Source organism: Pedobacter humicola (assembly GCF_056490705.1).
In genome coordinates this window covers 348,712-375,125 of sequence record NZ_JBWJIG010000004.1, presented here as the reverse complement: position 1 = coordinate 375,125, position 26,414 = coordinate 348,712, and the positions used below count along the sequence as shown (strand labels likewise).

The following is a 26,414-nucleotide window of genomic DNA, read 5'->3' as shown; positions in this document are numbered from 1 at the left end:
AGAGGCGGCCATCGGTCGCCTTTTTTGTTGAATTCTTTTCCGGCAACAGAAAGCCATTTCTTAACCTACCGTACCACATTTGTTAACATGTAAAATTGGCATTACAGCCCTGTTTAAGCCCTAAAAAATGTCGATTTTTATAGTAAAACAATTTAACGAAAAACAAGATGAAACATCCCATTCTTTTGCTGTTTGCTGTACTCTTATCGCTCTCTGTAAAGGCCCAAAATTTTAAATATGCTTTTGTTACCGATACCCATGTGGGTTCATCAACAGGCGAAGAAGACCTCGCCAGAACTGTTGCTGATTTAAATGCGTTAAAAGACATCGATTTTGTAATCATTACCGGCGATATCACCGAAATGGGTACCAATAATGAGCTGAAACTGGCAAAGGATATCCTATCTAAACTGAACAAACCTTATCACATTATTCCCGGAAACCATGATACCGGATGGTCCGAATCGGGAGGTGTAAATTTTATCAAAGAGTTTGGGGGCGATAAATTTATATTCGACCATAATGGCTACCGGTTTATTGCCTGTGCATCGGGCCCCTATGTAAGAATGAGCGACGGGCATATTCCAAGGGATGCTACTGTTTGGCTGGACAGCGTGCTCAGAGCGACACCTAAAAACATGCCCATTATTTTTGCCAACCACTACCCTTTGGACAATAGTTTAGACAATTGGTACGAAGCAACAGACTTATTAAAGAAATACAATATCCAATATGCCATTTGCGGTCATGGGCACAACAACCACCCTTACAATTTTGAAGGCATTGAAGCTACCATGGGCCGCTCTAACTTGAGGGCAAAAGATAGTATTGGCGGTTACAACATTGTAAGCATGACCAAGGACAGCGTTTTTTTCCAGGTTAAAAAGCCAACACAAGATGTTCTACCTGCATGGCGAAAAATCGCACTTAAAACTTTTCAAGGCGACACAAAAAAATATGAACGACCAGATTTTGCCATTAACAAGAAATATGCACGCGCAAAAGAAGTTTGGACTTACCACTCAAACGCCAACGTGGTGAACACACCTACCTATGCTTCGAACAATGTTATTTTTGGAAACAGCTTAGGTTTGGTTGAGGCCTTAAATAAGCATACCGGAAAAAAAATGTGGACTTTTAAAACCAATGGGGCTATCTATTCTTCTCCTGTGGCAGTAAACAACACGGTTATTTTGGGCTCAGGTGATGGAACCATCTATGCATTAGATGCAAAAACAGGAAAGGAAGTCTGGCACAAAGAAACGACCAACTCGGTGCTGGGCTCTCCGGTAATTAACGGCGAACAGGTGTATATAGGTGGCAGCGACAATACATTTAGGGCGCTGGACGTCAAAACCGGAAACGAAATATGGGCATTTAAAGAAGTTGAAGGTACAATTGTGGGCAAACCGCTGATTTATCAGGGTAAAATTATTTTTGGTTCCTGGGGCAGGCATTTATATGCACTTGATATAAACACCGGTAACTTATTATGGAAATGGAACAATGGCCAGGGCAACAGGATGTTTTCGCCAGCCATGGTAACCCCTGTTGCTTACAACGGTATCGTTTACATCGCGGCCCCCGACCGGCATTTAACAGCAATTGACGCTAAAAGCGGTAGTACACTTTGGCGGAATAAAGAGGCTACCGTTCGCGAATCAATCGGCCAATCGGCCGACAGCACCATCATTTATGGCAAAACCATGCAGGATGAAATTGTAGCCTATAAGGCACAGGCGCAAGATCCGGGGATACTTTGGCGTTATAATGCAGGTTTTGGATATGAACATGTACCCTCTATGTTGATTGAAAAAGATGGAAAGGTATTTTTTGGAACAAAGAATGGTGTTATTTACGCCATAGACCCTAAACAGCAAAGCACCGTTTGGGCACATAAGATCGATAATTCGATGATCAATACCGTAAATGTGATCGATGGTAAAAATATTCTGGCCAGTACAATGGATGGTAAAGTGGTGTGGTTGCGCACAAAGTAAAAGACATAAAAAAACCTCCTCAAATTAGGCAATTTGAGGAGGTTACTATACTTTTCTACAAAAAACTACCAGCCCGGATTTTGTTGTAGCGTATTTGGTGGATACAAACTAATCTGACTAGTTGGAATTGCAGATAAATAGTTTTTTGGATCAACAAATGTTCTGGTTAAAGTTGTAGCATATGGAATAATATAACCCTCTGAATTTCTTAAAACTTTACCGTTATCAGGTACTTTAGCCCCTAAGAAGGCTTCAACGTTTTGAGCTCTATCTAAATACTTCCCTTTTTTCCAACGCATCAAATCCTGATACCTAAATCCATTCATCATTAATTCTACCCTACGTTCGCGTCTTATTTCCCACATTAAAGCAGAAACATCCGCATCTCTTTTAGGATCGGCAATAGCTGTTGTACCAGCAGCTACATTACCGCCGCCAGTAACGGTAAGCTTGGTAATTCCTGCACGGCCTCTTAAAAGGTTGATTGATTTATCCATATCGGCTTGAGTAAAGGTAAGTTTACCCAATTGATCAAGAATTGCGGTAATTTCACCATAATTAAGTAAAACCTCAGGATAGTAAAAGATAGGTGCATCGGTTTCATTAAATGGTGCCAACTGGTTGGAAGCCGGGTTCAGAAACTTGGAAGGACGGTAACCAGTGCTCGAACTATAACCATTTACCAAAGTACCATTATAGCATAAAAAATTATCAATGGTGCCCAACAAACGGTTATCCCTATTTGCTCTAAGTGTGGCAATGGAATTATCACCTTGATAAAGTGGTGATTGGCCAATAGGCAAACCATCGGTTGCCGGATAAGCCTCAACCGCTGATTTGGTTAAACCACTCATTTGCGTAGTAGCATTCGTGTAACCAATAACAGAGTGCGTTAATACACCAGCTAAATATCTTTTATAAAGTAAAACCTCTTTATTTCCCGCCAAATCCATTGAGCTGTAGATACTTCTATAATCGGTGTTTAGAATATATTTTCCTGTCATTAACTTTTCGCAGGCATCTTTACCCTGGGTTAAAAACTTATCAGCATCTGGCAAGGATAATTCGGTGTGGTAAACCCGATAGGAGCCTTCAAAAAGACAAATCCGAGCTTTTAATGCTAGGGCAACATCACGATTTACAACATTATCTCCATCATTGACACGGATATTTTCTACTGCATAATTGATATCACTTAAAACGCTATCCATTACTAATTGGCGGGTATCACGAGGCTTATAAATTACATCCGTTTGAGAAACATCTAAAGATTTGCTGATGTATGGAACTCCTCCAAAGGTTTTTACCTTATTAAAATAGTCCATCGCCCTAAAAAACTTGGCAATCCCATTCCAATGTTTCTTTCCTTCATCGCTCATCGGCACCTGATTAATACGCTCTAACATAATATTGGCCTTACGGACATAAGTCCAGTCCCAATCTGATGAGGTTGTAGATGCTGTTAATGCAAAATTTTGGAAGGTTGAAGCATTCTGATCATCCGACAGTGTTGAAAAATAAAAATCGGCAGTCGTACCAGTTCCAAAACCTGTAAATAAGGCATAAAAGCCCCAATTATAAGTCCGAACATTATTTTCACTCGTCCAAAAGTTGTCATCAGAAAACTGATCTGGCGTGTCTACATTTAAATCTTTAGAGCAGCTAATGCCTAAGATTGTAATAAATGAAAGATATAGTATTGATTTAATTAATTTCATGGCCCTTATTATAATGTTAAATTAACACCGAAAGAATATTGTCTATTAAATGGAAAGGTACGCCCTGTATAACCAGCTTCTCCATCTGTCATCTCAGGATCTATTGGCACACCCACGTTTGAAATTGTTGCAAGGTTTTGTCCACTCAGGTAAATCCTAAATTTCTCAATTCCATATTTTTTTAGCCAATTATTTGGCAGCGTATAACCAATAGTTACATTCTTTAACCTGGCATAAGCAAGATTTAATAGATATTTAGATTGGGGATAGAAGTTGTTTCCACTTGCAGGAAATTGAGCAATTTTGGTTGCACTATTACCAATATATGGGCGCGGATAAAATGCATTTGTATTTGTAGGTGTCCAGAAGTCTAACTGATTGGCATACATAATATCTGCGTTGCCATAGGCAGGAATAATCATAGTACCCAAGCCCCAATAATCACGTTTACCTACCCCCTGAATATATACATCTAAATCAAAGCCCTTATAAGTTCCTCCTAAACGGGCACTATATTGATATCTGGGCTGACTATTGCCAATAACTTTCAAATCACCATGATCATCGGCCGTTCCCTTACCTTGGTTAATTACGCCATCGCCATTTAAATCTTTGTACTTCACATCTCCTACGCCATAAACAAAGTTTCCGTTTTGCAAAGCCACCTGACTAGCAGAGTTTTTTACTTCATCCGCAGATTGGAAAAAACCCTCCGTTTCGAATCCCCAGATTTCACCATATTGCTGCCCCACATAAAAACCACTATTTTGATAGTTTGCATTATTCTGATAAATTAGATTAGACGGGTTGTTCCATTTCGTAAATACCGTTTTATTATCAGCAAGGGTTAAGGTGGCATAAAGGTTAAGGTCTCTGTTAACCGGATAGTTTAAGTCTAAACTGATTTCGTAACCCCGATTTCTAAAATTACCAGCATTAATTTTTGGGCCCGCTGTACCGAAAGTAGATGGAACAGAGGTTGACTGCAACATGCCTTTGGTATCACGTTGATAATAATCAACCGATAAACCAACGTAATTTTTCAAGAAACGGATATCTGTACCAAAATCAAGTGTCTGTATTTTTTCCCAGGTTAAAGACTGCGCAACGGCAATCGGCGCTGCAACTCCCTGAACCAGTGTAGTGCCAGACGGTGTGATCCAGTTAACCGATGATCCTGTCATTGTAGGAATATAATACTGACCACCAACATTTTGATTCCCCACCGAACCGTAAGAGGCTCTGAATTTAACCTCATCAACATACGGTTTGATAAAACTCATAAATTTCTCTTCCGTTAAGCGGTAACCAGCAGAAGCTGAAGGGAAAAAGCCCCATCTATCTAATTTAGAGAAAGCGGATGAGCCATCATATCTTCCATTTACCTCTAGAAGATATTTTCCTCTATAATCGTAATTAAAACGGCCAAAATAGCCAGCATAAGCACCAACTGGATACGACACATTACCATTTACCGTACCATGATAACCACTTGCCAATTGTGTGCCAACAGCCAAGGCCAATTCGCCCCTGGTAGGATCTAAAACAGTATTTTTTGCAGCAGTAAATTGAACATTGTCATAATTCTCGGAATTTACGCCTGCCGTAATTTTAATATTATGGTCCGTACCAAATGTTTTTTGATAGGTGGCATATGCGTTAAGTGTATTAACCATATTTCTTGTTTCGCCATAGCTTACAATATCTTGCGAAGCTGTTGCGATATTGGCAATAAGGGGTGGTGTGCCTGCTGTCCAGAAATCAATCGCATTAATGGGCCCACCAACTTCGTGCCTTAGCGCATTAGATCGACCCAACGTATAATCGGCCCGGATGCTTAAATCCTTGGTAATTTTAATGGTTGCACCAAGATCCACCCGACTGTAATTTTCCGTTACATTTGATGTTTGTGCGTTAGCCAGGTAAGCGGGTGTATGCCTAAAGTAGTTTCCATTGTACTGACCATATGGAAAATAAGAGCCCCATCTCCAGAAATAATACCAATAATTTTGGTATTGATATGGATAGTCATATTTAAAGTTTCTATACAGAAATTTGGCATCTACATCCAACCATTTGGTTGCTGCAACATTAACCGATCCGCTTATATTATATTTGTTAATCTGATCAGGGTTTAATTTGAAAATACCACCCTCATTGGCATAACCACCAGATAAATAATATCCAATTTTATCGCTTCCTCCTTGCAAGCTCAAATTATGGCTAGATTGAGCCGTGTAATCTTTCAGCATCTCCTTTTTCGGATCCCAAACCTTATAAAAATAAACGCGACCATCCACGTAATCAAAATCCTGACCTAAAATCATGTCATTACCTGTATTTGTGGCCGCATATTTATTCTGCCAGTTCGCAATGCCATCCCTAAGTTTAGTTAACTGCATACCAAAAGTTTCGGGTGATGTAGTACCGGCCCTTACAGATGCATCATATAGTGCCTGCAATTCATCAACTGGATTCGCAAAATCGGCCAATACTGTTGGCTTGTTCCATGAGAAGTTGTTGGTGTAAACTATTTTTGTCGGCTGGTTTTTTTTGCCTGATTTGGTTTTAATTAGAACTACCCCAAATGCCGCTCTGGCTCCATAAATTGAAGTTGATGCCGCATCTTTCAAAACGGAAACACTTTCAATATCGGCTGGATTAATGATGGAAAGATCGGGAGTTTCTACATTGTCAACAATAATTAGCGGCCGGCTGTTACCATTTATAGAGCCAACACCTCTAATGTTAATGTTTGGCCCTGCGGTTAAGCCACCATTACCATAAGTAATGGTTAAACCAGGAACAACACCTTGTAGTGCTTTTGTAGGATCATTTAAAGGTTTACTTCCAAAAGTTTTTGTAACATCCACCGTGGTTACAGCGCCTGTTAAATTCGCCTTTTTCTGGGTTCCAAAGCCCACAACCACAACTTCCTGAAGTCCTTGCGAATCGGAAGCCAATGAAACGTTAATTGTATTGCCTATACCCACAGCTTTTTCTTGAGTGGTATAACCTATAAAAGAAAATACAAGGACATCGCCTTTGTTGGCTTTTATGGAGTATACTCCATTTCCATCTGTTTGTACTACGGTAGTTCCAGTTTTTACCCTAATGGAAACACCAGGGACGGGTCCATCATCGGATGTAACCTTACCTGTAATGGTTATTTGTTGCGCAATGGCATTGGCCAGCAACAAAAACATACCAAGAAAAATTAATAGTAGTTTTTTTTTCATAAACGTAAGTTTAGAATTGTTTTGTAGTTTAGTTTTAATACCGCATAAAACAGCAATATTTAAGTAAATATCATTAATTATTTGATTAAAAAAAACAAATTTAAGTTTGCAACATTTATATTACCGCATAAACACGCAAAAAAGCGCACAAACTGATTATGAAGCAGTTATTGCCTTTGCTACTTTCCTTACACAGGCTCAAAAAAGTTGCTAAATAAAAAAGCCAACCGCTAAGGGTTGGCTTTTTTATCCTGTAAGGTTCTGTTTATCTGATTAAGAAGAACGATACATATGGCCTGCGTGGCGCTGTGGTGATGCCATTATAGCCACTCGCAAAAATGGTATAAACCCTTTTGTTTAAAAATGTACTTGCACTGGTATAATTGGCCAGCACCGTTGCGCTTGTAATGGCCGCTCCGGCAGGCCTGATTTTCCAGGTTTTTGATTGTGCAGACCTTAATGTAATCTCATTGCTTATGTTTAAATAATTCACATTGCCCGCAATGAGCGAGTCTTTTGCATGATCTGTTGCACTCGTTCCATAATACAGGTCTACAGATGGCACATTGGGCATCAGGTTAATAAACCGGTATTTACAATACGCCGTATCCGGCCTGACAAAACTTTCCTGGGTTAAAACATTCTTAGTGTTTGCAGCAGTATCGGTAATATGGGCAACGTAGTTTTTACCAGCTTCTATCTGGAAGGTAGTGCTGTAGAGTACGAGCGAATCGGTTCCGTCGTCCTTCTTTTTGGGAAGGACGATCGATAGTTTTAAATTCCCCGGGCTCACGGCAAGGAAATCGGCGGTAGAGCTTCCTCCTGTATTGTATCCACCACCAGGAAAAGGTGTACGTGCGGTAATTACACTGCTTACCCTTTTATCGTTAATTTTAATCGCTATTGCCCTATTGTTATAATAGTAAGAAACATAGTTCACCTTTAACAAGGCTTCATCGCCGGTTAATTTCTCCGTTTCACCATAATCGAGTACATTTTTAGTACAACCGGCTAAAGCCATTACAATAAACAGGCAGGCAAATGAGTTAGAAAATATTTTCATCTTGATATTTTTTAAATTAATAATTATGGCTGGCTAAACCAGGTTTCTTTGGTCATGTAGTCAGCGTCTAGTCCACCCCACTTGCGCAACTCATCTGCATTCCAAACGTATTCAGAATTGTAACGTGGCCTAAAACGATATGCATATTTCCCACCCAAAAGAAGATCTGCTGCTGGAATTTGATAGAACTGCCTGAAAACCGTTGCGCTGTAGTGGTACTTTCTGATATCGGACCATTGCTCCAGGCCGGCCCACCCCCATTGTGCAATATACTTTTGCCCCATAATATCGGCTAAGGTTAGTGCAGCAGCACTTTGTGCAACTTCAGAAGAGGTTAAATAAGTATTGATTTCGGCATCGGTTATCAACGGATCGGGCGTTTTAGAAGACCTGCCGTAGGTATTGCAAAAAACCATGTGACCTAATATCCCAGCCTGGTATGCCGTAAAAGCATCCGTAATTTTTCCCTGTATAAACAATGCCTCTGCTTTCGTAAACTGCAACTGTGAATAGGTCATAATCGGATATCTTGCCGCATCGGCAAAAATATACTTCCCGTTATAGGTAGTAGCACCTGCCGGAACGGATCCGAAAACAATCGGCAGGCCGGATGTACTGCTTCCCTGGGTGGGAACACCCGCTATGTACTTACCCAATGTAGCTGCAGCCGTACTTACGGGCAACATCCTACTCAAACGTGGATCCACAGCCTTGGTTTGGTCGGGCGTCCCTTTCACTCCCCCGGTCAGATAATTTAAGATGGTGGTCGAAATTCTTCCATAGTAGGTCGATGTTGTGCCAGAAGTGTTAATATAACCCAAAGTCGGACCAAATGGATTGGTATCATCGGTACTTGCTGCAGAGAAATAAACTGTTGCTGATTCCGCCTCATTGGCGAAAGATAAATTAGTGTATTTCACAACACTATCTGCATACATGGTTGCAAATTCCGGCTTATTGATCAAATGGCTGTACTGTAATGCATAAATTGCATATACAAATTTTCTCCACTTGGCCATATCGCCTTTATAAATGCCATCTCCGGTAACACTTGCCAACTGTGTAGCATAATTAAGCGGGCTTTTCATCATAGAATACTTCAACGACTGCTCACAGTAGTAACGCACTTTTGCATATACCTCCGGTTGATCATGGTAAGGAAATTTTAACATCCCCGGGGTAAAGGCTTCATCTAAAATAATCGGACCATGCAGATCTGTTGTTTGCTGATAGGCCCAAGCTTTAATGGCATAACCAATAGCTGCATACTCATACTTTTGATTGGTAACGGCATCATTGATTAAATTTTCCAGGTTCAAGCCCAGATCAACATAAGTCATTCTCCATATTACCCCACCATTATCGCTCGAACGCAGGAAAGTATGTTTTTCAAAGGCAATAGAGCCATCATCATTTGATGCCCCAATAAGATTTTGTGTGATTTTCCAAATAAAACGGTAATCCTGCGAGGTTCCGTTTGTCATCTGAAATAGAATCGGAGGCAGCAGCAATTCTGCTTTACTGGTTTGAGGCACGGCAGGATTGGTATTGATATCGAGGTATTTTTTACACCCTCCAGCCATTAATAATACTGCCGCAGCAATATATAGTTTATATAATCTTTTCATGTTATTCGCTATAATTTAACCCTAAATCCTACGTTAAAACCTATCGGTTTACCCACATTACCATAATCGATACCGTAACCGCCAATCCCGCCAACACCTGGCGAATTTGAATTACTCTCTGGATCACCACCTGAATAATTGGTAATCAGTATCGAATCGGTTAACGTAAAAAAGGCACCAAAACTCTGGATAAAGCCGATACGCTTAACCAGTGACGGTGGAAAATCGTATGCCAAAGTAACATCCCTTAAACGCAGTGTTTTAATATTCCTTTCTACAAACATCTCTGGTGAAACATTTAGAGAGTAATAATTAGAAGCATAAAATGGCGTTACCGCGATGGTATTAACGGTAGGATTGGCCGTATTTTGCAATCCATCGGCTAAAACCCCTTTAATTACCCGCGGAAGTTCCCTGTCTAATGTTTTCAAACTAATCCCTTTTCTATAAGAATCGTATTCTGTACCATTCACTACATCGCCGCCATATCTTAAATCCCACAAAAAGGAGAGATTAAAGCCTTTATAGGTAAATCTGTTTACAAAACCCAATGTAAATTTTGGGTTCCTGTCGCCAATAGGATAATATTGCGTATCAGAGCTTGTTGGCAAACCAGAAGACGTATTGATCAAGATATCGCCCCGATTATTTCTATCAAACCTGGTTCCGCTGATCGCACCCGTACTGTAACCCGGATGAACTGCGCTCCTGATTTCACCAATTACCCAGGTATCAGATTCGTAAAGTTCGGGAAGCTCATTTGCCAGCGATAATACCACACCACGGTTGCGGGTGAAGTTAAAAGTTGTGTTCCAGCTAAAATCTTTTCCTTTTACCGGATTACCTGTTAATTGTACCTCGATACCCCGGTTGCGCACTGTACCGCCATTCATCATCTCTAAAACGAAACCCGTACCATAACTTAAACGCGGATTAATGATCTGATCTTTACTTAAGAGATTGTAGTAGTTAAAATCCACTCCGATCCGGTTTTTAAAGAATTGCATTTCAGTGCCGATTTCAAAGTTTTCTGACACCTCCGGCTTTAAGTCCGGATTGCCACCATAGTAGGAATAGGCATAACCACCACCGGTAAATCTTTTAGCTTCGTAATTTGTGCCTGTAGAATATTCTCTCCAGGGCTCTTTACCTGTTAATGCATAAGAGGCCCTTAACTTACCATTATCCAACCAGGGCAAAGCTGTTTTAACAGATGCCAGATCGGTAAAGTTAAAGGCCAAACTGGCTGACGGATAAGCAAAATACGGATTGTTGGGCATTAACCGCGAAGCGCCATCAATCCTGCCCGATAAGGTTAAATACAATAAGGTTTTATAACCCAAAATGGCTTGGGCAAAAGCACCAACTGTGCGGTAACGGTTTACATAGGTTAAGGTACGCTGTGTTGTTGGCAGCGTATTATTAATGCTATAGAAATTCGGATCGTACATGTTTGTACCGCGCTGAGAATCGGTAGTGGAGTTGTAATTGTTAAAGGTGGCACCAATCACATAGGTATTGTTGAAATCGCCAAATTGATGCTTGGCACTGGCCGTTAACGATCCATTAAACACTTTAGTTAGTTGATCATAGGTCATTACCGTTCCTCCCGTTGGGGTTGCTGCAGAACCCGAACCACGGTAAGATTGAGCGTGATATACCGACAATCCTTTGGTATTGGCAATATCAGCGCCAATAATGCCATTAATCCTCAACCATTTTGTAGGCTTTAGCTCCACATTCGTATTGGCGATCAACCGGTTAACTTTATCATTGTTCACATTTTTAACAACATCCCAAAGGGGATTATCAAATTCCGAATAGATGCTTGCAAGATGCAAAATCCGGTTTCCGTTGGCATCCTGATAATTCTGAACATCGTAGGCAGAACTAAACCGCATCAACTGAAGCAAAGATCCATTAGCACCTTTGTTAGCCTTATCGTTATTAGAATTGATATAGTTGAAGGTGCTCGTTAATTTTAGTACCGGTGAGATCGTACCAACGGCGGTTATCCTTGAAGAAATTCTGGTGTAGGCAGTTGTGGGGATCGTTCCTTTTGTATCGGTATATTCATTAGACCAGCGATAAGAAAACTGCTCAGTTCCGCCCTCAAAAGACAAGTTGTGTTTTTGCGTAAAACCCGTTTCAAAAAAATTATGGATATTATCGTAAAGCGGCGTACTTGGTAAAAATGCCGGTCCGAAAAAATTAGATGAACCACCGTCATAAACCCCATTAGAGGCTCCGGAATTATACTTGGTCTGTATTTCCGGAAATTTATTCAGCTGCTCTACCCTGAACGAGTTATTGTAATTAATACTTCCACGACCCGCCTTACCCTTTTTTGTGGTAATTAAAATCGCGCCACTTGCGCCAGCACTTCCATACAGGGCTGTGGCCTCAGGGCCTTTCATAATGACATAACTTTCGATATCGTTCGGATTGATATCCATTCCCCTGTTAGAATAATCCTGATCTCTGTTTGCCGCCCCCGAAACAAGTTCGCGGGTCTGGTTTAAAGTACTGTTGTTAATTGGCACGCCATCTACAACAATCAAGGCATTATTGTCGCCACTGATGGATACAAATCCACGCAAAACAATCTGTGCGGAAGCGCCTGGGTTCCCATTGGTACTATTAATCGATAAACCAGGAACACGGCCCTGCAAGCCCCCAAAAAAATCGTTCCTCTGGGTTTCGGCAACTTCGGACCCTGAAACTTTGGGTGTAGAATAACCTAAAGATTTGGCATCCCGATCAATCCCATAAGCGGTAACTACAACTTCATTAAGATTGCTTGCATCGGCAGAAAGATTAACGTTGATGCTGGTATTCGTACCAACAGTTCTTTCAACACTCCTGTACCCGACATAAGAAAATATCAATACATCGGTTTTTGAGGCCTTAATGGTATAATTCCCATCGCCATTGGATTGTGATACGATGGTACTCCCCTTCACCCGGATGGAAACACCGGGAATGGGGCCGTCAGCGGAGCTGACCTTACCGGTAATGGTTATCTGTTGCGCAAAAACTTGGGCACACAGCATAATCATACCGATAAAACTACAGAATAGTTTTCTCTTCATAATTAGTTAGTAAGAATTAGGTTATTAGAGGTTGTTGTTTGTTTTCCGGCTTATCAAACACGCATATTACCGCATATCTGATGTTAGTTCAGTAAATATGATGAATGTTTTTGATAAAAAAAACAAATAGCTAAGATTTAAAGCCTATAAAAACAATATTTAATTGCAAATACACGCAAATACACGCAACATTTAAATATTCTAAAAATCTTTTATACATTCGTTCTAAAACCAGATAAGTTTATGCTGAAAAAAGAACGTCACGACTTCATCATGCGCCAGATTAACCTACATAACCGCGTGTTAACATCCGATTTAGTGCAATTACTTAATGTTTCGGAAGATACCATCAGAAGGGATCTGCAAGAACTGGTTGATGAAAATCTACTTTACAAGGTGCATGGAGGTGCTTTATCTAAGTCTTATCACAGTTCTTTTGACGATAGTACAGTGTACGCCAGAGATAGCAAAATTGCGATTGGCAAAAAAGCAGTTCAGTTGATAAAAGATGGTATGGTTGTTCTAACAGGGGGAGGAACAACGATTTTGGAGTTTGTAAAACTACTTCCACAAGGCTTATCTGCTACTTTTTTCACCATTAGCCCGCTGGTTGCAGTGGAGCTTGCCAAATACAATAACATTGAAGTGATTTTGATCGGCGGTTTGTTTTCCAAAAATTCGCAGGTTACTTATGGCGGACAGGTAATTACGCAGTTATCAGAAATAAAGGCTGATTTATGTCTCATGGGAACCAGTGCCATCCATCCCGATGAGGGCCTGACAGATACCTACTGGGAAATTAACCAACTTAAAAAGGCCATGTTGGCCTGTGCAAAGAGAACAGCCGTGCTCTGCATTTCAGAAAAGCTGGACATTGCTTTGAGATTAAGGGTTTGCCCGATAGAAAGCATTAGTTATTTGATAACCGAATTAGATTTAGATCACGAATCCCTTTCCCGCTACCGAGAAAAGGATTTGAACATTTTGTAAAAAAAGTCCCGATTTTCATCGGGACTTTTTTGTTAAAAAGCTGGATCAGCCGGGGTATTGGTGTTGTTATCCCGTTCCTGAAAAGGGTAAGGGAAGAAATTCCGTTTGCGATCAGCTAGAGGCAGATTGAACCTTCTCATATCTTCAATCTTTAATCCAGAAGCATACAGTTCTATCGAACGGTGTTTGTAAATAAGATCAAGCAATTGTTGCTGTGTATAAGGTCCCGTTAGCGGTGGCAATGAAGCCGCAACGCCAAAAAGATCGGAAGTTTTGGTTACCACCTTATTCAGTTCAATTAATGAATTGGTCAGATCTGGTTGCCTGGCCAGGACTTCCGCTTTGATTAAAGTAATTTCCCCAGGCAAATATATTGGGAATGGTGTTGCCGTTGCTGCCGCAAAACCATTCATCCGCAATGTTTGGGGGCTACCCGCCAATATGGTATAAAAAGCAATTCTTTTATCAGCTGCATCCGGAATGTTAGCCCCTGTAAGCCCCAGATTTGTATTTAATGGCTGAAAAACATTATTAGAGGAGATGATACTGAATAAAATATTCGGTGAAGTTGTATCAAACTTGAAAAATGATGCCTTAGTTAGATCAACAGCATTTGCTTCTGCTAATGCCAGCGGATAATTTCCTGAGAACAGTGCATACCTGGCTTTCAGGGCATGTATTGTATTTACTATATTCACATCAGATGGAACATTACCTAAAAAACTGGCAGAAATTGAGTTTGCGGCAATAACAGCTAATGCGTTATCCAAAACGGCAATTGCTTTTGTAAATCCTGCAGAACGGGTAATAAAAGCTACATTTTTCCCAGTTCCATCAGGAATTTTCTCCCAGTATTGCGCCATATTTCCAATGGCAAGGGCTTTGAATATACTTGAATAAGCAATTAAGCCTGCCGCATATCCTTTATCACCCAAATTACTGGCATTGGCAATCACTAAATCTGCATCGTAAATAATCTTGTTGGCGCTTGTCCAAAGATTAAATAAAATGGTATTTGTTCCATCAACAGTACTACCACCGGTGCTTAACTGTAATTCGGGAATATTCCCCGAATTGAGCAACCTTAATTCGTTGGTTACAAAACCATTTGCCGCAACGGCGTTGAACATCACACCTGTACGGCTTAAGGTGTACACCCGTTGCAAACCTATTGCCACGGCAGTCAATCCTTGCTGAGTACCCAAAGCCACATCTGTTTTAGCCCTGGATGGATCCTGATATTCTTTCGTACATGAGGCGAAGCACAATGTTAACGAAAGCGCTAAACAGGTGATATTTGTCGAAATATTATTTCCTAAAATTTTCATAAACTTTCCTTTAACGATTATAATTTAACTTGTAAACCCAGACTAAAAGTTCGTGGAATAGGCACCGAGCCAAAATCTATATTTCTTAAGATGGTTGACTGTCCACCAGAATTTAACTCAGGATCGTAACCTTTGTAATTATCCCACGAAATGAGGTTCCTACCACTAACGGTTACCGTAAGATCCCTTAGGAATTTTAACTTGCCCACATTATAGCTCAGCGAAATCTCTCTCAATTTAACAAAAGATCCGTCATCAATCCTCCATTCTTCAATGGCATAAACGCCGGCAACGTATCCCCTTGGCAACTGGCCAAGTTGTTCCTGCTCCGCTACTTTACCATTGCCAACACCCTGACGGGTTCTCCAATCGGCATTCCATACATCACCGCCCTGAACAGCATCGAATTGCACATGTAAATTCAATCGTTTATAGGTAAAATCGTTCACAAACGACATGTTATAATCTGGATTTGGATTACCAATTACTTTACGTAATGTGGTTCCTGTGGGTAAACCATTTGCATCGCGCTGCGGAGTAAAGGTTGTTGCAGAATTTTGAATTCCTTTTTCAGTTTGAGGAATTCCTGCAGCATTTGTTAGCAGACTTCCATCGGGATTACGTGCAAAAAAAGTTCCGTAGAACACGCCAATTGCCTCACCATTTATAATCGCCACCGGAGCACCTGGATTTGTACTAAACAATCTTAAACCACCTACGTCAAGTGCTGTATTTCTATTCCTGTTGAAAACAACCGAAGTATTCCATTTAAAACCCTTCCCATCAACAGGTGTTCCGTTCAGCACAAGCTCAATTCCTTTGTTCCTTAATGAACCAATATTATCCAATAAGCTCGAAAACCCGGTTGAAGGCGCCTGCACGCTGGCAATTAATAAATCGCTTACTTTTTTATTGTACCAGTTAAACTGTAGGCCCAGTCTGTTTTTGAAAAAAGATAAATCTGTTCCCAGTTCCAATTCGCGCTGGCGTTCTGGTTTAACATTTTCGTTAGCCAAAGTCGCACTTGAAAACAACGAAGCCCTACCCAAAAATGATTGCGTTGAATAGGCGTTTATACGATCGTATGCACCAATGCCCGTCAAGTTTCCCGATTCTCCATACGCGGCTCTGATTTTAAATGTGTCCCACCAATCAGAAACACCAAAACTTTTCCAGTAATCTGCTGAAGAAAGCACATAACTTAAGCTTCCCTTCAGGTATTCCTGTGTACGGTTCTCAGCTCCAAAAACAGAAGATTGATCGACCCTTAGTGCGCCCGTAACGAATAAATGATCCTTGTATTTAAAGTTTTGTTGGATATATCCTCCGTTAACCGACAATTCAGTCCTTCCATCTACGCTTGGCAGTTGTGTAGCAGCAGCATTTACGGTTTCGATTAATGGGGCTAAACCCCTGCCATTTACCAACTGGTATCTTGTTTTTTCATATTGAAACGAATAACCAACCTGGGTGGTTGACGAAATCAGATCCGACAGTTTAGCTTGGTAAGTCGCATTAAACTCATTGTTAAACTGAAAGGCATTGTTTGTTGCAGCGCTGGCATAACCGTTCAGCGTGCCATCTAAAGCCGCACCTCCTCCATAAAAATCGGGGTTTACATTGTATGCAAAGGGCGGAATATAAGTTGAGCCACTTTGACCAGAATTATCAACACCCAAAGTAAAATCTAAGGTTAGGTTTTTTACCGGGTACAATTTTAAATTGGCATTTGCAATAATGCGGTTTGTTTCCTGACGCTGTTTAATATCTTCGATTACCGAAACAGGATTTACCCTTCCCCGTTCTCCAACTGCCATTAAATTACCATTGGCATCTCTGGCAAAAATATCATGAATGTTTCCGATAATGGTAACCGAATTCATCGGCGAAAAAAACGAGTTCCCATCTGGTTTCTCGTTAGCCGAACTGCGGATATAGTTTAAGCCCGCACTCAATTTTGCCCATTCAGTGATTTTCTGATCGATGTTTGCCCTGAAATTATACCGGGTAAAATCCGTATTTTTAATAATCCCCTGATTACTGAAATAAGCAGCAGAAGTATAATATTTTGTATTTTCATTACCTCCGGAAACAGAAACCGTATTATCAGTACCTGTAGCCGATTGAAAGATATAATCCTGATAATTATAACGGGCTGCAGGAATGGTTCTGGTTTCCAGAACAGGCGGATCACCAACCGTTTGGATCACATCTTGTGTAGGAAAAAGCGTAGGTGTACCAAACCTAACCGGAGATTCGTTTACCTCAACCTGTTTACGCAGGTGGCTTAAAGTTAAACTTGTGCTAAAATTAACCTGAGCGGCTCCACTCACACCTTTTTTGGTAAAAATCTGAATTACCCCCGAATTTGCCCTCGATCCATAAATAGCTGCAGCCGCAGCGCCGTTAAGCACCTCGATACGTTCAATATCCGCAGGATTGATATCCACCATTCTATTCTGCCCAATACTCCCCACAAAATTACCCCCATCGTAATTGCTCGACGTATTGGTAACCCTGGTAGTTGAATTGTTAACGATTACACCATCAATAATGTAAAGTGGCTCTGATGATGAATTTACGGAGCTTATACCCCTTAAGCGGACCGATAGTCCACCAGCCGGATCACCTGAATTCTGACTGATCTGGGCACCTGCTGTTTTCCCCTGTAAAGAAGAGAGCACATTTCCACTCGGCGCTTTGTTCAGATCATCACCCTTAACAGTACTCACATAACTTCCCAACTCTTTCCTGGTTGTTCCCTGTGATGTTCCGGTAACAATCACTTCATCCAGACCAACAGCATCAGCACTTAGGGCAGCGCTTATCTGAATCTGATCGCTAGTGCCAAGATCTACAGATTGGGCCTTGCTCTTGTAACCCACATAAGAAAACTGAATCTGGTATTTGCCCGGGGCCAGATCTACTGCGAAAGTATAGCCGCCGTTAGCATTGGTACTGGTTGCTAAATTTGTATTGATGATTTTAACCACTACGCCAGGGATGGCCTCATTATTTGAGGCGTCAGTCACTTTTCCGCTAATGTTATAGCGTTTATTCTGTGCCTGAACTGTTTCTGTAAAAAGAAGCAGCAGAAATGGGATCAACAAAATCGCGAAGAATCCCGATGACCATTTTAGGTAACTTTTTTCCATAAAATTTGGTTTTGTGTTAGAAGATTAGTGTTAAAACAAATTTAACAAAATACGGCACAAAGCAAATTTGTGGTTACTGTTTATTTTTGATGCTTCGACTTGTAAAGTTGGAAGGTTTGAAAGTTGCAGAACATCAAATTAACTGCCAACTCAGGACGATCGAATGAGGATTTAAGACTAAGACTCCAGGTTCACCACTTATTCGGGCAGGCTAATTTTACCCATACAAACAGAAGGAACACCTAGCCTATCGCCAAAGTTGATCGCTTTACCACAAAGTGTTTCGTTGGCTAAAACAGCAAACAAAACCGCTTCTTTAGCATCAGGATTAATATTTAGATCTTCAGTGGTTAGAAAATTGGAAAGAGGCAGTTTGGCCTGAAGAAGCTTAACCAGCAAGGGATTATGCATCCCACCACCACTCATAAAGATTTGCACTTGAGTTGCTTCGCCAAAACAATGTTTTATAGCATCTGCAATCGTTTCTGCCGAAAAATGACACAAAGTAGCCATTACATCTGCCCCATTTAGATTTGTTGTTGATGATTGTTCCTGAGCCTTTATTAAATATTCCAGATTAAATAATTCGGGCCCCGTGGTTTTAGGGAAATCCAAATCAAAAAAACTACAATTTAGCAAAGCCGACAAGAGCTTCGAATCTGAACTTCCTGCCAATGCCACCACAGCATTTTTATCGTAAAACTGATCAAAATGTTTTTGCATGTACTGGTCCATCAAAGTATTTCCCGGACCAATATCCGTCGAAAAAATTTCGCTGGCATCCATACTGGCAGGTAAATAGGTAAAATTCGCTATCCCGCCAATATTTAGCATCACACGGTCTTCACCTGCTTTCGAAAACATTAAATAATCGCCATACACCGCCAATGGTGCTCCTTCGCCTCCGGCAGCCAAGTGTTTTTGTCTAAAATCAGAAAGGGTAATAATCCCTGTCTTTAAGGCGATATGATCACCATCGCCAATCTGCAGTGTTCCGTTAGGGAAATCAGCCAGCTGATGCAACGATTTCGGTGCATGAAAAATGGTTTGTCCGTGGCTGGCAATAAAGTCAACATCTTCATTTTTATAGCCCCACTCCTCCAAAGCATCATTGATGAGCTGCGCATGGATATTGGCGATATGCTCATTCATCAGGCAGACCAATTGTAAATCAACCTCTTTTTTAGAAAAGATGGCCTTTATTTTGGCCCGAAAATCATCCGTATAATCGCCCGTTTTAAATTTTAAAACCTGAATATCCGTATCCGCCCCGCTTTCCTTAACCGAACAGAGCGCAATATCCAGTCCATCCATGGAGGTGCCGCTCATTAATCCGATAATTAAACGTTCTGATTTGCCTGCTTTAGCGTATAACTTCTGGATCTGTGCGTTCATATTGCTTTTTATCATAAAAAGATCAAACGTTTGTTTGGCCCTTTAATCGAATGTTGTGTAAATACTTGCAATAAATGTAAATAACCTTTGGTACAAATTGGGCATAACTCTCTATATTTACTGCTCCGTACATTAAAATCCATATAAAAAAAATGGCTAGATTAAATCTACTGGAGGAGACACGTTTCGAGAAATTACCCGTAAGCGTGTTCGAAAATCCAAAAATTGCTTCAATTAATGTAGCACACCGCATTGCCGAGCTCATTAAATCAAAACAAGCAAACAACACACCTGCAGTACTGGGCTTAGCAACAGGTGTTACCCCAATTGCAGTTTATGCCGAGCTGGTTAGACTGCATAAAGAAGAGGGCTTAAGTTTTAAAAACGTAATTACTTTCAACCTGGATGAATACTATCCAATGGCGCCAACTGCGGCACAGAGTTACGTTACTTTTATGAACGAGAACCTTTTCGATCATATTGATATCGAAAGGAAAAATGTTCACATTCCTGATGGAACACTTGCACTGGAAGACATTCCTGCATTCTGTTTGGAATATGAAAAGAAAATCGGCGACCTAGGCGGTCTTGATATCCAGATTTTGGGTATTGGCCGTACTGGTCACATCGGGTTTAACGAACCGGGCTCCGCACCAAACTCGGGTACCCGTTTGGTTACTTTGGATGACCTAACCCGCCGCGATGCTGCACGCGATTTCGGTGGAAAAACCTTTGTACCCACCAAGGCAATTACCATGGGGATCGGTACCATTTTCAAAGCAAGGGAAATTATATTAATGGCCTGGAGCCGTAAAAAAGCTTCAATTATTAAAAAAGCAGTTGAAGGTGAGATTTCGGGCGATGTTCCGGCAACATACTTACAGCTTTCTGATCATGTAGAGTTTATCCTTGATGCACCTGCAGCCTCAGAACTGACCCGTTTTGATACCCCTTGGCTGGTTAAAGACTGTGTTTGGACTGATGCGCTGATCCGTAAAGCAGTAATCTGGTTGGCCAATACCTTGAAAAAACCGATCTTAAAATTAACTGAAGACGATTACAACAATAACGGTATGGCACAACTGGCAACCGAAAAGGGCCCGGTTTACAATATCAACATCCATATCTTCAATAAATTACAGCATACCATTACAGGCTGGCCAGGCGGCAAACCCAATGCGGATGATTCTCAACGTCCCGAAAGAGCTGAGCCTGCAAAGAAAAGAGTCATTATTTTCTCTCCGCATCCTGATGATGATGTGATCTCGATGGGGGGTACTTTTCTCCGTCTGGTTGATCAAAAACATGATGTACACGTAGCTTACCAAACTTCGGGAAACACAGCAGTTTGGGATGACGATGCACTTCGATTTGTGGAGTTCAATGTAGATTTTACGGAGAAAATGGGTATGGACAATACGCATTTAAAGGACCTTTACAACAAAATGAGGACCTTTATTGAGCAGAAACAACCAAATCAGATTGATACTTCAGAAATCCAAACGGTTAAAGGGCTGATCAGAAAAGGTGAAGCCATTGCTGGAGCAAGGTATTGCGGTCTTGAGGATGATCATATTCATTTCCAGGCACTTCCGTTTTACGAAAGTGGTAAAGTTCAGAAAAATCCGGTAACAGATGCAGATATCGAACTGACTATTGAGCTTTTACAAAAAGTTAAACCGCAACAGGTTTATGCAGCCGGTGATTTTGAAGACCCACATGGCACGCATATCGTTTGTTTCAATATTATCTTAGAAGCATTAAAACGTCTGCGCAAAACCGAAGACTGGGCAAAAGACTGTTGGTTATGGATGTACCGTGGTGCATGGCATGAGTTTGAAACCCATGAAATCGAAATGGCTGTTCCAATTTCTCCACAAGAACTTGAGCGCAAAAAATACGCGATTTTCAAACACCAAAGTCAAAAAGACAGAGCTGTTTTCCCTGGTGATGATTCGAGGGAGTTCTGGCAACGTGCAGAAGACCGGAACCGCGAAACAGCAAAAGCCTACGATGAACTTGGCCTTGCAGAATATGAAGCAATGGAAGCTTTTGTTCGCTGGAAGTTTGAAGATTAGTTAAAATCTAAATAAATACCAATCCTGCGAAGTCTCAATGGCCAAGAGCACTGGAAGACTTCGCAGGTTTAATAAAAAGCGCTAAGTTAATTCACCGCACAAACCCAAACTAATCTTCATAAATAACTATTCGTTATTTTCAAAATAAATATTTATCTTTCTATCTGATCAGTCATCCCCTGACGTCAATTATTCAAATCATTAAAATATGAAGATAGAGGAAGGGTGCTGTTACCACATTTACAACAGGGGAAACAATAAGGATAAGATCTTTTTTGAAGACAGAAATTATATTTTCTTTTCAAAGCAGTTTAAAATTATGTCTTAACATCGGTTGATGTGTTTGCGTATTGTTTAATGCCAAACCATTTTCATTTCTTTATCAGGGTAAAGGATAGGTTAAATTTTGAAAAAGGAATTAGAAATATGCTTATCTCCTACACCAAGGCAATAAATCAAAGTTATAACCGGGTTGGAGGCTTATGGCAAGGGCGATATAAATCAAAAAAAGTTAATTCTGAGACTTACTACACCCGGATTATTACCTACATACACCAAAATCCAGTAATTTCGGGATTGGCAAAAAACATGGAAGACTATAAATATTCTTCATTCAGCTCTTATCTATTGAATGAACCAACTTCAATCAGTAAATCTGAAGTTCTAGAATGGTTTGATGGCTTAGCTGGGTTTATAGCTAATCATTAATTTAATGAAGTATAAGTTTTCATTTTGCCCAGCTTACAAATATAGATGACCAAGCGAACCGCAAGGCCTCTTAGTTTTTTCAGACATTTGCTTAGACTTACGAAGTTATCCTACCCCACCTGTCCTTTCTAAACTTCGTCAGTAATTTCTCATTCTAAGAACAATACTCTAAATTAGTTTACCGAAGCCAAACAAAAAACCATGACCGAACCTAAACAACGATTATTATCTCTCGATTTTTTCAGGGGATTAACTGTAGCTGCAATGATCCTAGTAAATAATCCGGGCAGCTGGGGGCACATCTATGCTCCTCTAGAGCACGCTGAATGGAATGGTTGCACCCCCACCGATTTAATTTTCCCATTCTTTTTATGGATTGTTGGCGTATCCATTGCCTTTGCCATGAGCAGCAGTAAAGCAGATCCATCTACGCATAAAAAAACAATCATAAAAGCCATTAAACGCGGTATTATCCTCTATTTACTTGGATTTTTCCTGGCTATTTTCGGGAAAATTATCAGTGCTATAATGGACGGCAGATCCATTTGGGAGGCCTTTCAAACAGTAAGGCTATTAGGCGTATTGCAAAGAATAGGCATTGTTTTCATCATTAGCAGTGTAATCTTCATCAAGGTCTCAAACAAAACGATATTTAAAGTATTAATCATAATACTCGCAGTTTATTGGGCACTGATGACTTTCATTCCTGTTCCCGGAGTGGGTTATCCCAATCTGGAAAAAGAAACCAATTTAGCGGCCTGGATTGATCGTGGAATTTTAACAGAGGCGCATACCTGGGCCTCATCTAAAACCTGGGATCCGGAGGGAATTTTAAGTACATTACCAGCAATAGGAACCTGTTTGTTTGGCATTTTAGTAGGCGTTTGGATGCGCAGGAGAGATGTGGATAACCCAACAAAGGTTGCCTGGCTATTTACCACAGGTATTACAGGCGTTATTTTGGGCTTGCTTTGGGATTTGCAGTTCCCGATCAATAAAGCATTGTGGACAAGTTCTTATGTTTTATATGCCGGCGGACTGGCTTCAATTGGACTAGCACTGTGCTATTGGATCATTGATGTGCAGGGCTACAAAAAATTTACTACTCCTTTTGTGGTATATGGAGTAAATGCCATTACTGTTTTCTTTCTGGCAGGTTTAATGCCACGCGTATTAAACCTGATCCAGGTTACCAAACCCGACGGCACCAAAACTGGATTATTGGTCAGGTTTTACGAAACCTGCTATACGCCGTTTTTTAGCCCCATCAATGCATCACTCGTTTGGGCGGTTACTTATGTGCTGGGGTTTTATGTACTATTATATTTCATGTACAAAAAGAACATTATTATTAAGGTTTAGTAGATTTACACCTGAATTAAATGATTTCCTTCCTTAATTGAAAAAGAAAACCACCATATATGATATAGCCAAGGAGCTGAATATTACGGTATCAACAGTTTCCAGGGCACTTAGTGGTTTTCCGGCAATTAGTGATACCACGAGAAAAGCGGTAATAGAGACCGCTAAAAAACTAAATTATAGTCCAAACAAACTCGCTTCCGCATTAAAATCGGGCAAAACATATATTATTGGCGTGATTGTACCCAGTGTACAGGCGCACTTTTTTGCATCAATTATACATTGTATCGAAGATGGACTAAAAGACAGCGGTTACCGCGTTATTATTTATCAATCGAATGAATCAGTTGAAAACGAAATAAATGGCGTAAGAGCCTTATTAGAAGCCCAGGTGGATGGTATTATGGCCTCCATGTCGTTGGAAACAGAAGATGTTTCTCACTTTGCTGAAATTATTAAGCAAAACAAGCCGCTTATCTTGTTCGATCGTGTAAACTCAGATTTAAAAGCACCAAGCATTACACTGGATGATTTTAAGGCAGGTTATATTGCCACTGAACATTTAATTGACAAAGGCTATAAAAAAATTGCATTTGTAACTACAGTTCATCAGATTAAAATATTTAACAACCGCCTAGCGGGGTACAAGGCAGCACTTACAGATTATAACCTCCCACTTACAGAAGAACATATTATTTTTAATGGCCTATCCATTAAAGATGGCCTATTCGGCGCAGATAAATTAATGCGCAGCAGAAACAGACCTGATGCGATTATTGCCGGCGATGATTTTACTGCTTTAGGCGTGATTAACAAGCTTAAAGAGCTAAATGAAATACCCCCGCAAATTGGTGTAATCGGCTTTGCAAACGAGGCATTCTCAGCCTACATTACACCCAATTTATCCACCATCGATCAGCATGCGTCGCAAATGGGAAAGGAATGCGCCAAAATGTTTCTCAAAATGATCAGCCAGGAAAACCCTTATACCAATATGCAGCATATAGTTCTTGATCCATCAGTTGTAGAAAGAGAATCGACCAACAAAAAAAATTAACAGGCCGTTACTCCTTCGCTAAAGGCACTTCTATTCCTACAGGTCCACTCGGCTCACTTTCATTTTTTAAGCGATCGAGCGCTGTTACCAGATAACTATACCGTTTCCCGCTTTCAACACTGGTATCGATAAAAGATAGGTAATCTTCGAAACTGATTTTAATGATATTCTTGGGATCAAGCACAGAAATTTTCTCTCCTTCAGCAAAACGATAAATCACAAACCCTGAAGCTGTTTCTCCATCTTTTGCCTTTAACGGAAGTTGCCATTTTAAATGTACGCCATCTTTCAATGCATCGGCTGTTAAAGCCTGGGGTTCGTTTGGAGGCACTTCATCCAACCATGGCATTTGCGGTGGCAAAGCCGGATATTTATAAAAGTCGTTTTTCAGTGAATCACCAACAGCTTTTGCAACGGTGCTTAAAGATTTAGAGCTAAAAAAAACGCTTCCCTGAATCCTGTTGTTATCTCTGATATACCTGATCTGATTCGGAATTTCACTCAGGTTTTTCCAGGCGGCTTCTGCCCTCGAGTTTACCAGATAGGCACCCTGCCCGATATAAACATGCCTACCGAAAGTATTATTGCTCCACCAATCAACCAGAATACCATAAGGCGCTACCCTTCTGGTAAACGTAAAATAAATTTGGGGATTGATATAATCTACCCAGCCTTCCCTTACCCATTTACGGCTATCGGCAAAAAGCTCTGCATAATTGGATAAACCACTTGTAGCAGAGCCTTCCGGATCTTCGTACTTGTTTTTCCAGATGCCGAAGGGACTGATGCCAAATTTAACCCATTTCTTATAGTGATGAATACTATCATCTAACGCTTTAATGAGCAAATCGACGTTATTTCGCCTCCAATCTTTAATATCCGAGATATTATTGGGGTATTTATAAAAAGTACTGCCATCGTTAATACTTTGCCCTTCTACTTTATACGGGTAGAAATAATCATCAAAGTGAATACCATCTACATCGTATCCCTTTACAACATCTAAAATTACCTGAACAATATATTCCCTGACTTCAGGAATCCCAGGATCAAACTGTTTTTTGCCACCATAGGTAAAAAACCAATCTGGGTGTTTGCGGTATGCATGGTCTTCGCTCAACACAGCAGTACTGCTCATACTGGCTCTGTACGGATTAAACCAGGCGTGAAGCTCCATGCCCCTAAAATGAGCCTCTTTAATAGCAAAGGCCAATGGATCATACCCAGCTGCGGGTGCCAAACCTTGTTTGCCCATTAGCCACTGGCTCCAGGGCTCTCTTGATTTTGCGTAAAAAGCATCAGCTGCAGGCCTTACCTGCAAAATAATGGCATTCATGCCCTGACTTTTATGCCTTTCTAAAATGCCGATTAATTCTTGTTTTTGCTGATCGATACTTAAACCTGGCCGCGATGGCCAATCTATATTGGTAACAGTAGCCACCCAAACACCCCTAAACTCCCTTTTTGGTGCAATTTTTGATAAAGGTTGTGCATTTAATATATAAGGTACTACAGTTAAAGATAAAAGTGCGTATAGGAAGTTTTTAAGCATTATTTCTGTCTTATTTTTTATTCAGGTTGTGTATTTGTGTTGATTTGAA

Annotated in this window: 15 protein-coding genes; 6 read left to right on the top strand and 9 right to left on the bottom strand. The window is 40.6% G+C overall.

The features are described 5' to 3' along the window. The first annotated feature begins 167 nt into the window (after positions 1 to 167). Complete coding sequence (locus AC04Q1_RS09555) at positions 168 to 2,000, top strand: outer membrane protein assembly factor BamB family protein (RefSeq protein ID WP_478364014.1); 1,833 nt, start codon at positions 168 to 170, stop codon at positions 1,998 to 2,000. 65 nt (positions 2,001 to 2,065) lie between these two features. On the opposite strand, the gene AC04Q1_RS09550 is transcribed toward AC04Q1_RS09555, so the two are convergent. The 5 genes from AC04Q1_RS09550 to AC04Q1_RS09530 form a co-directional block, all read right to left on the bottom strand. Next, positions 2,066 to 3,718 carry a RagB/SusD family nutrient uptake outer membrane protein gene (locus tag AC04Q1_RS09550; protein ID WP_478364013.1) on the bottom strand — a complete coding sequence of 551 codons (1,653 nt, stop codon included), beginning with the start codon at positions 3,716 to 3,718 and terminating at the stop codon, positions 2,066 to 2,068. An 8-nt stretch (positions 3,719 to 3,726) separates the two neighbouring features. Next, a complete protein-coding gene (locus tag AC04Q1_RS09545; protein WP_478364011.1) occupies positions 3,727 to 6,957 on the bottom strand; it encodes a SusC/RagA family TonB-linked outer membrane protein in 3,231 nt (1,076 codons plus the stop codon). Between the two features lie 265 nt (positions 6,958 to 7,222). Next, positions 7,223 to 8,020 (bottom strand): DUF4397 domain-containing protein, encoded by a 798-nt coding sequence (locus tag AC04Q1_RS09540; RefSeq protein ID WP_478364009.1) that lies wholly within the window; start codon positions 8,018 to 8,020, stop codon positions 7,223 to 7,225. A 23-nt stretch (positions 8,021 to 8,043) separates the two neighbouring features. Next, positions 8,044 to 9,648, bottom strand: a complete 1,605-nt coding sequence (locus tag AC04Q1_RS09535; RefSeq protein ID WP_478364008.1) for a SusD/RagB family nutrient-binding outer membrane lipoprotein — start codon at positions 9,646 to 9,648, stop codon at positions 8,044 to 8,046. Positions 9,649 to 9,656: 8 nt separating this feature from the next. Then, a complete protein-coding gene (locus AC04Q1_RS09530; RefSeq protein WP_478364007.1) occupies positions 9,657 to 12,740 on the bottom strand; it encodes a SusC/RagA family TonB-linked outer membrane protein in 3,084 nt (1,027 codons plus the stop codon). 243 nt (positions 12,741 to 12,983) lie between these two features. On the opposite strand from AC04Q1_RS09530, the gene AC04Q1_RS09525 reads away from it, so the two are divergent. Continuing rightward, positions 12,984 to 13,730 (top strand): DeoR/GlpR family DNA-binding transcription regulator, encoded by a 747-nt coding sequence (locus AC04Q1_RS09525; protein ID WP_478364005.1) that lies wholly within the window; start codon positions 12,984 to 12,986, stop codon positions 13,728 to 13,730. Positions 13,731 to 13,762: 32 nt separating this feature from the next. Here AC04Q1_RS09525 and AC04Q1_RS09520 read toward each other — a convergent pair whose 3' ends face one another. The 3 genes from AC04Q1_RS09520 to AC04Q1_RS09510 all read right to left on the bottom strand — a co-directional run bounded on the left by AC04Q1_RS09520 (position 13,763) and on the right by AC04Q1_RS09510 (position 19,608). Continuing rightward, complete coding sequence (locus AC04Q1_RS09520) at positions 13,763 to 15,058, bottom strand: RagB/SusD family nutrient uptake outer membrane protein (RefSeq protein ID WP_478364003.1); 1,296 nt, start codon at positions 15,056 to 15,058, stop codon at positions 13,763 to 13,765. Between the two features lie 17 nt (positions 15,059 to 15,075). Beyond that, entirely contained in the window at positions 15,076 to 18,213 is a 3,138-nt protein-coding gene (locus AC04Q1_RS09515) for a SusC/RagA family TonB-linked outer membrane protein (protein WP_478364001.1), read from the bottom strand. Positions 18,214 to 18,411: 198 nt separating this feature from the next. Then, positions 18,412 to 19,608 (bottom strand): anhydro-N-acetylmuramic acid kinase, encoded by a 1,197-nt coding sequence (locus AC04Q1_RS09510; protein ID WP_478363999.1) that lies wholly within the window; start codon positions 19,606 to 19,608, stop codon positions 18,412 to 18,414. 152 nt (positions 19,609 to 19,760) lie between these two features. On the opposite strand from AC04Q1_RS09510, the gene nagB reads away from it, so the two are divergent. From nagB to AC04Q1_RS09490, 4 genes are all read left to right on the top strand, one after another. Then, positions 19,761 to 21,686 (top strand): glucosamine-6-phosphate deaminase, encoded by a 1,926-nt coding sequence (gene nagB, locus AC04Q1_RS09505; RefSeq protein WP_478363997.1) that lies wholly within the window; start codon positions 19,761 to 19,763, stop codon positions 21,684 to 21,686. A 339-nt stretch (positions 21,687 to 22,025) separates the two neighbouring features. Then, positions 22,026 to 22,394 carry a transposase gene (locus tag AC04Q1_RS09500; RefSeq protein ID WP_478363995.1) on the top strand — a complete coding sequence of 123 codons (369 nt, stop codon included), beginning with the start codon at positions 22,026 to 22,028 and terminating at the stop codon, positions 22,392 to 22,394. A gap of 201 nt (positions 22,395 to 22,595) precedes the next feature. Then, positions 22,596 to 23,756, top strand: a complete 1,161-nt coding sequence (locus AC04Q1_RS09495; protein WP_478363993.1) for an acyltransferase family protein — start codon at positions 22,596 to 22,598, stop codon at positions 23,754 to 23,756. A gap of 37 nt (positions 23,757 to 23,793) precedes the next feature. After that, positions 23,794 to 24,813 (top strand): LacI family DNA-binding transcriptional regulator, encoded by a 1,020-nt coding sequence (locus AC04Q1_RS09490; RefSeq protein ID WP_478363991.1) that lies wholly within the window; start codon positions 23,794 to 23,796, stop codon positions 24,811 to 24,813. A gap of 7 nt (positions 24,814 to 24,820) precedes the next feature. Here the strand turns inward: AC04Q1_RS09490 and AC04Q1_RS09485 are convergent, their stop codons facing one another. Continuing rightward, the gene (locus AC04Q1_RS09485) at positions 24,821 to 26,365 is read right to left on the bottom strand and encodes a glycoside hydrolase family 10-like protein (protein ID WP_478363990.1); all 1,545 of its coding nucleotides are present in this window, start codon (positions 26,363 to 26,365) and stop codon (positions 24,821 to 24,823) included. Positions 26,366 to 26,414 lie beyond the last annotated feature (49 nt).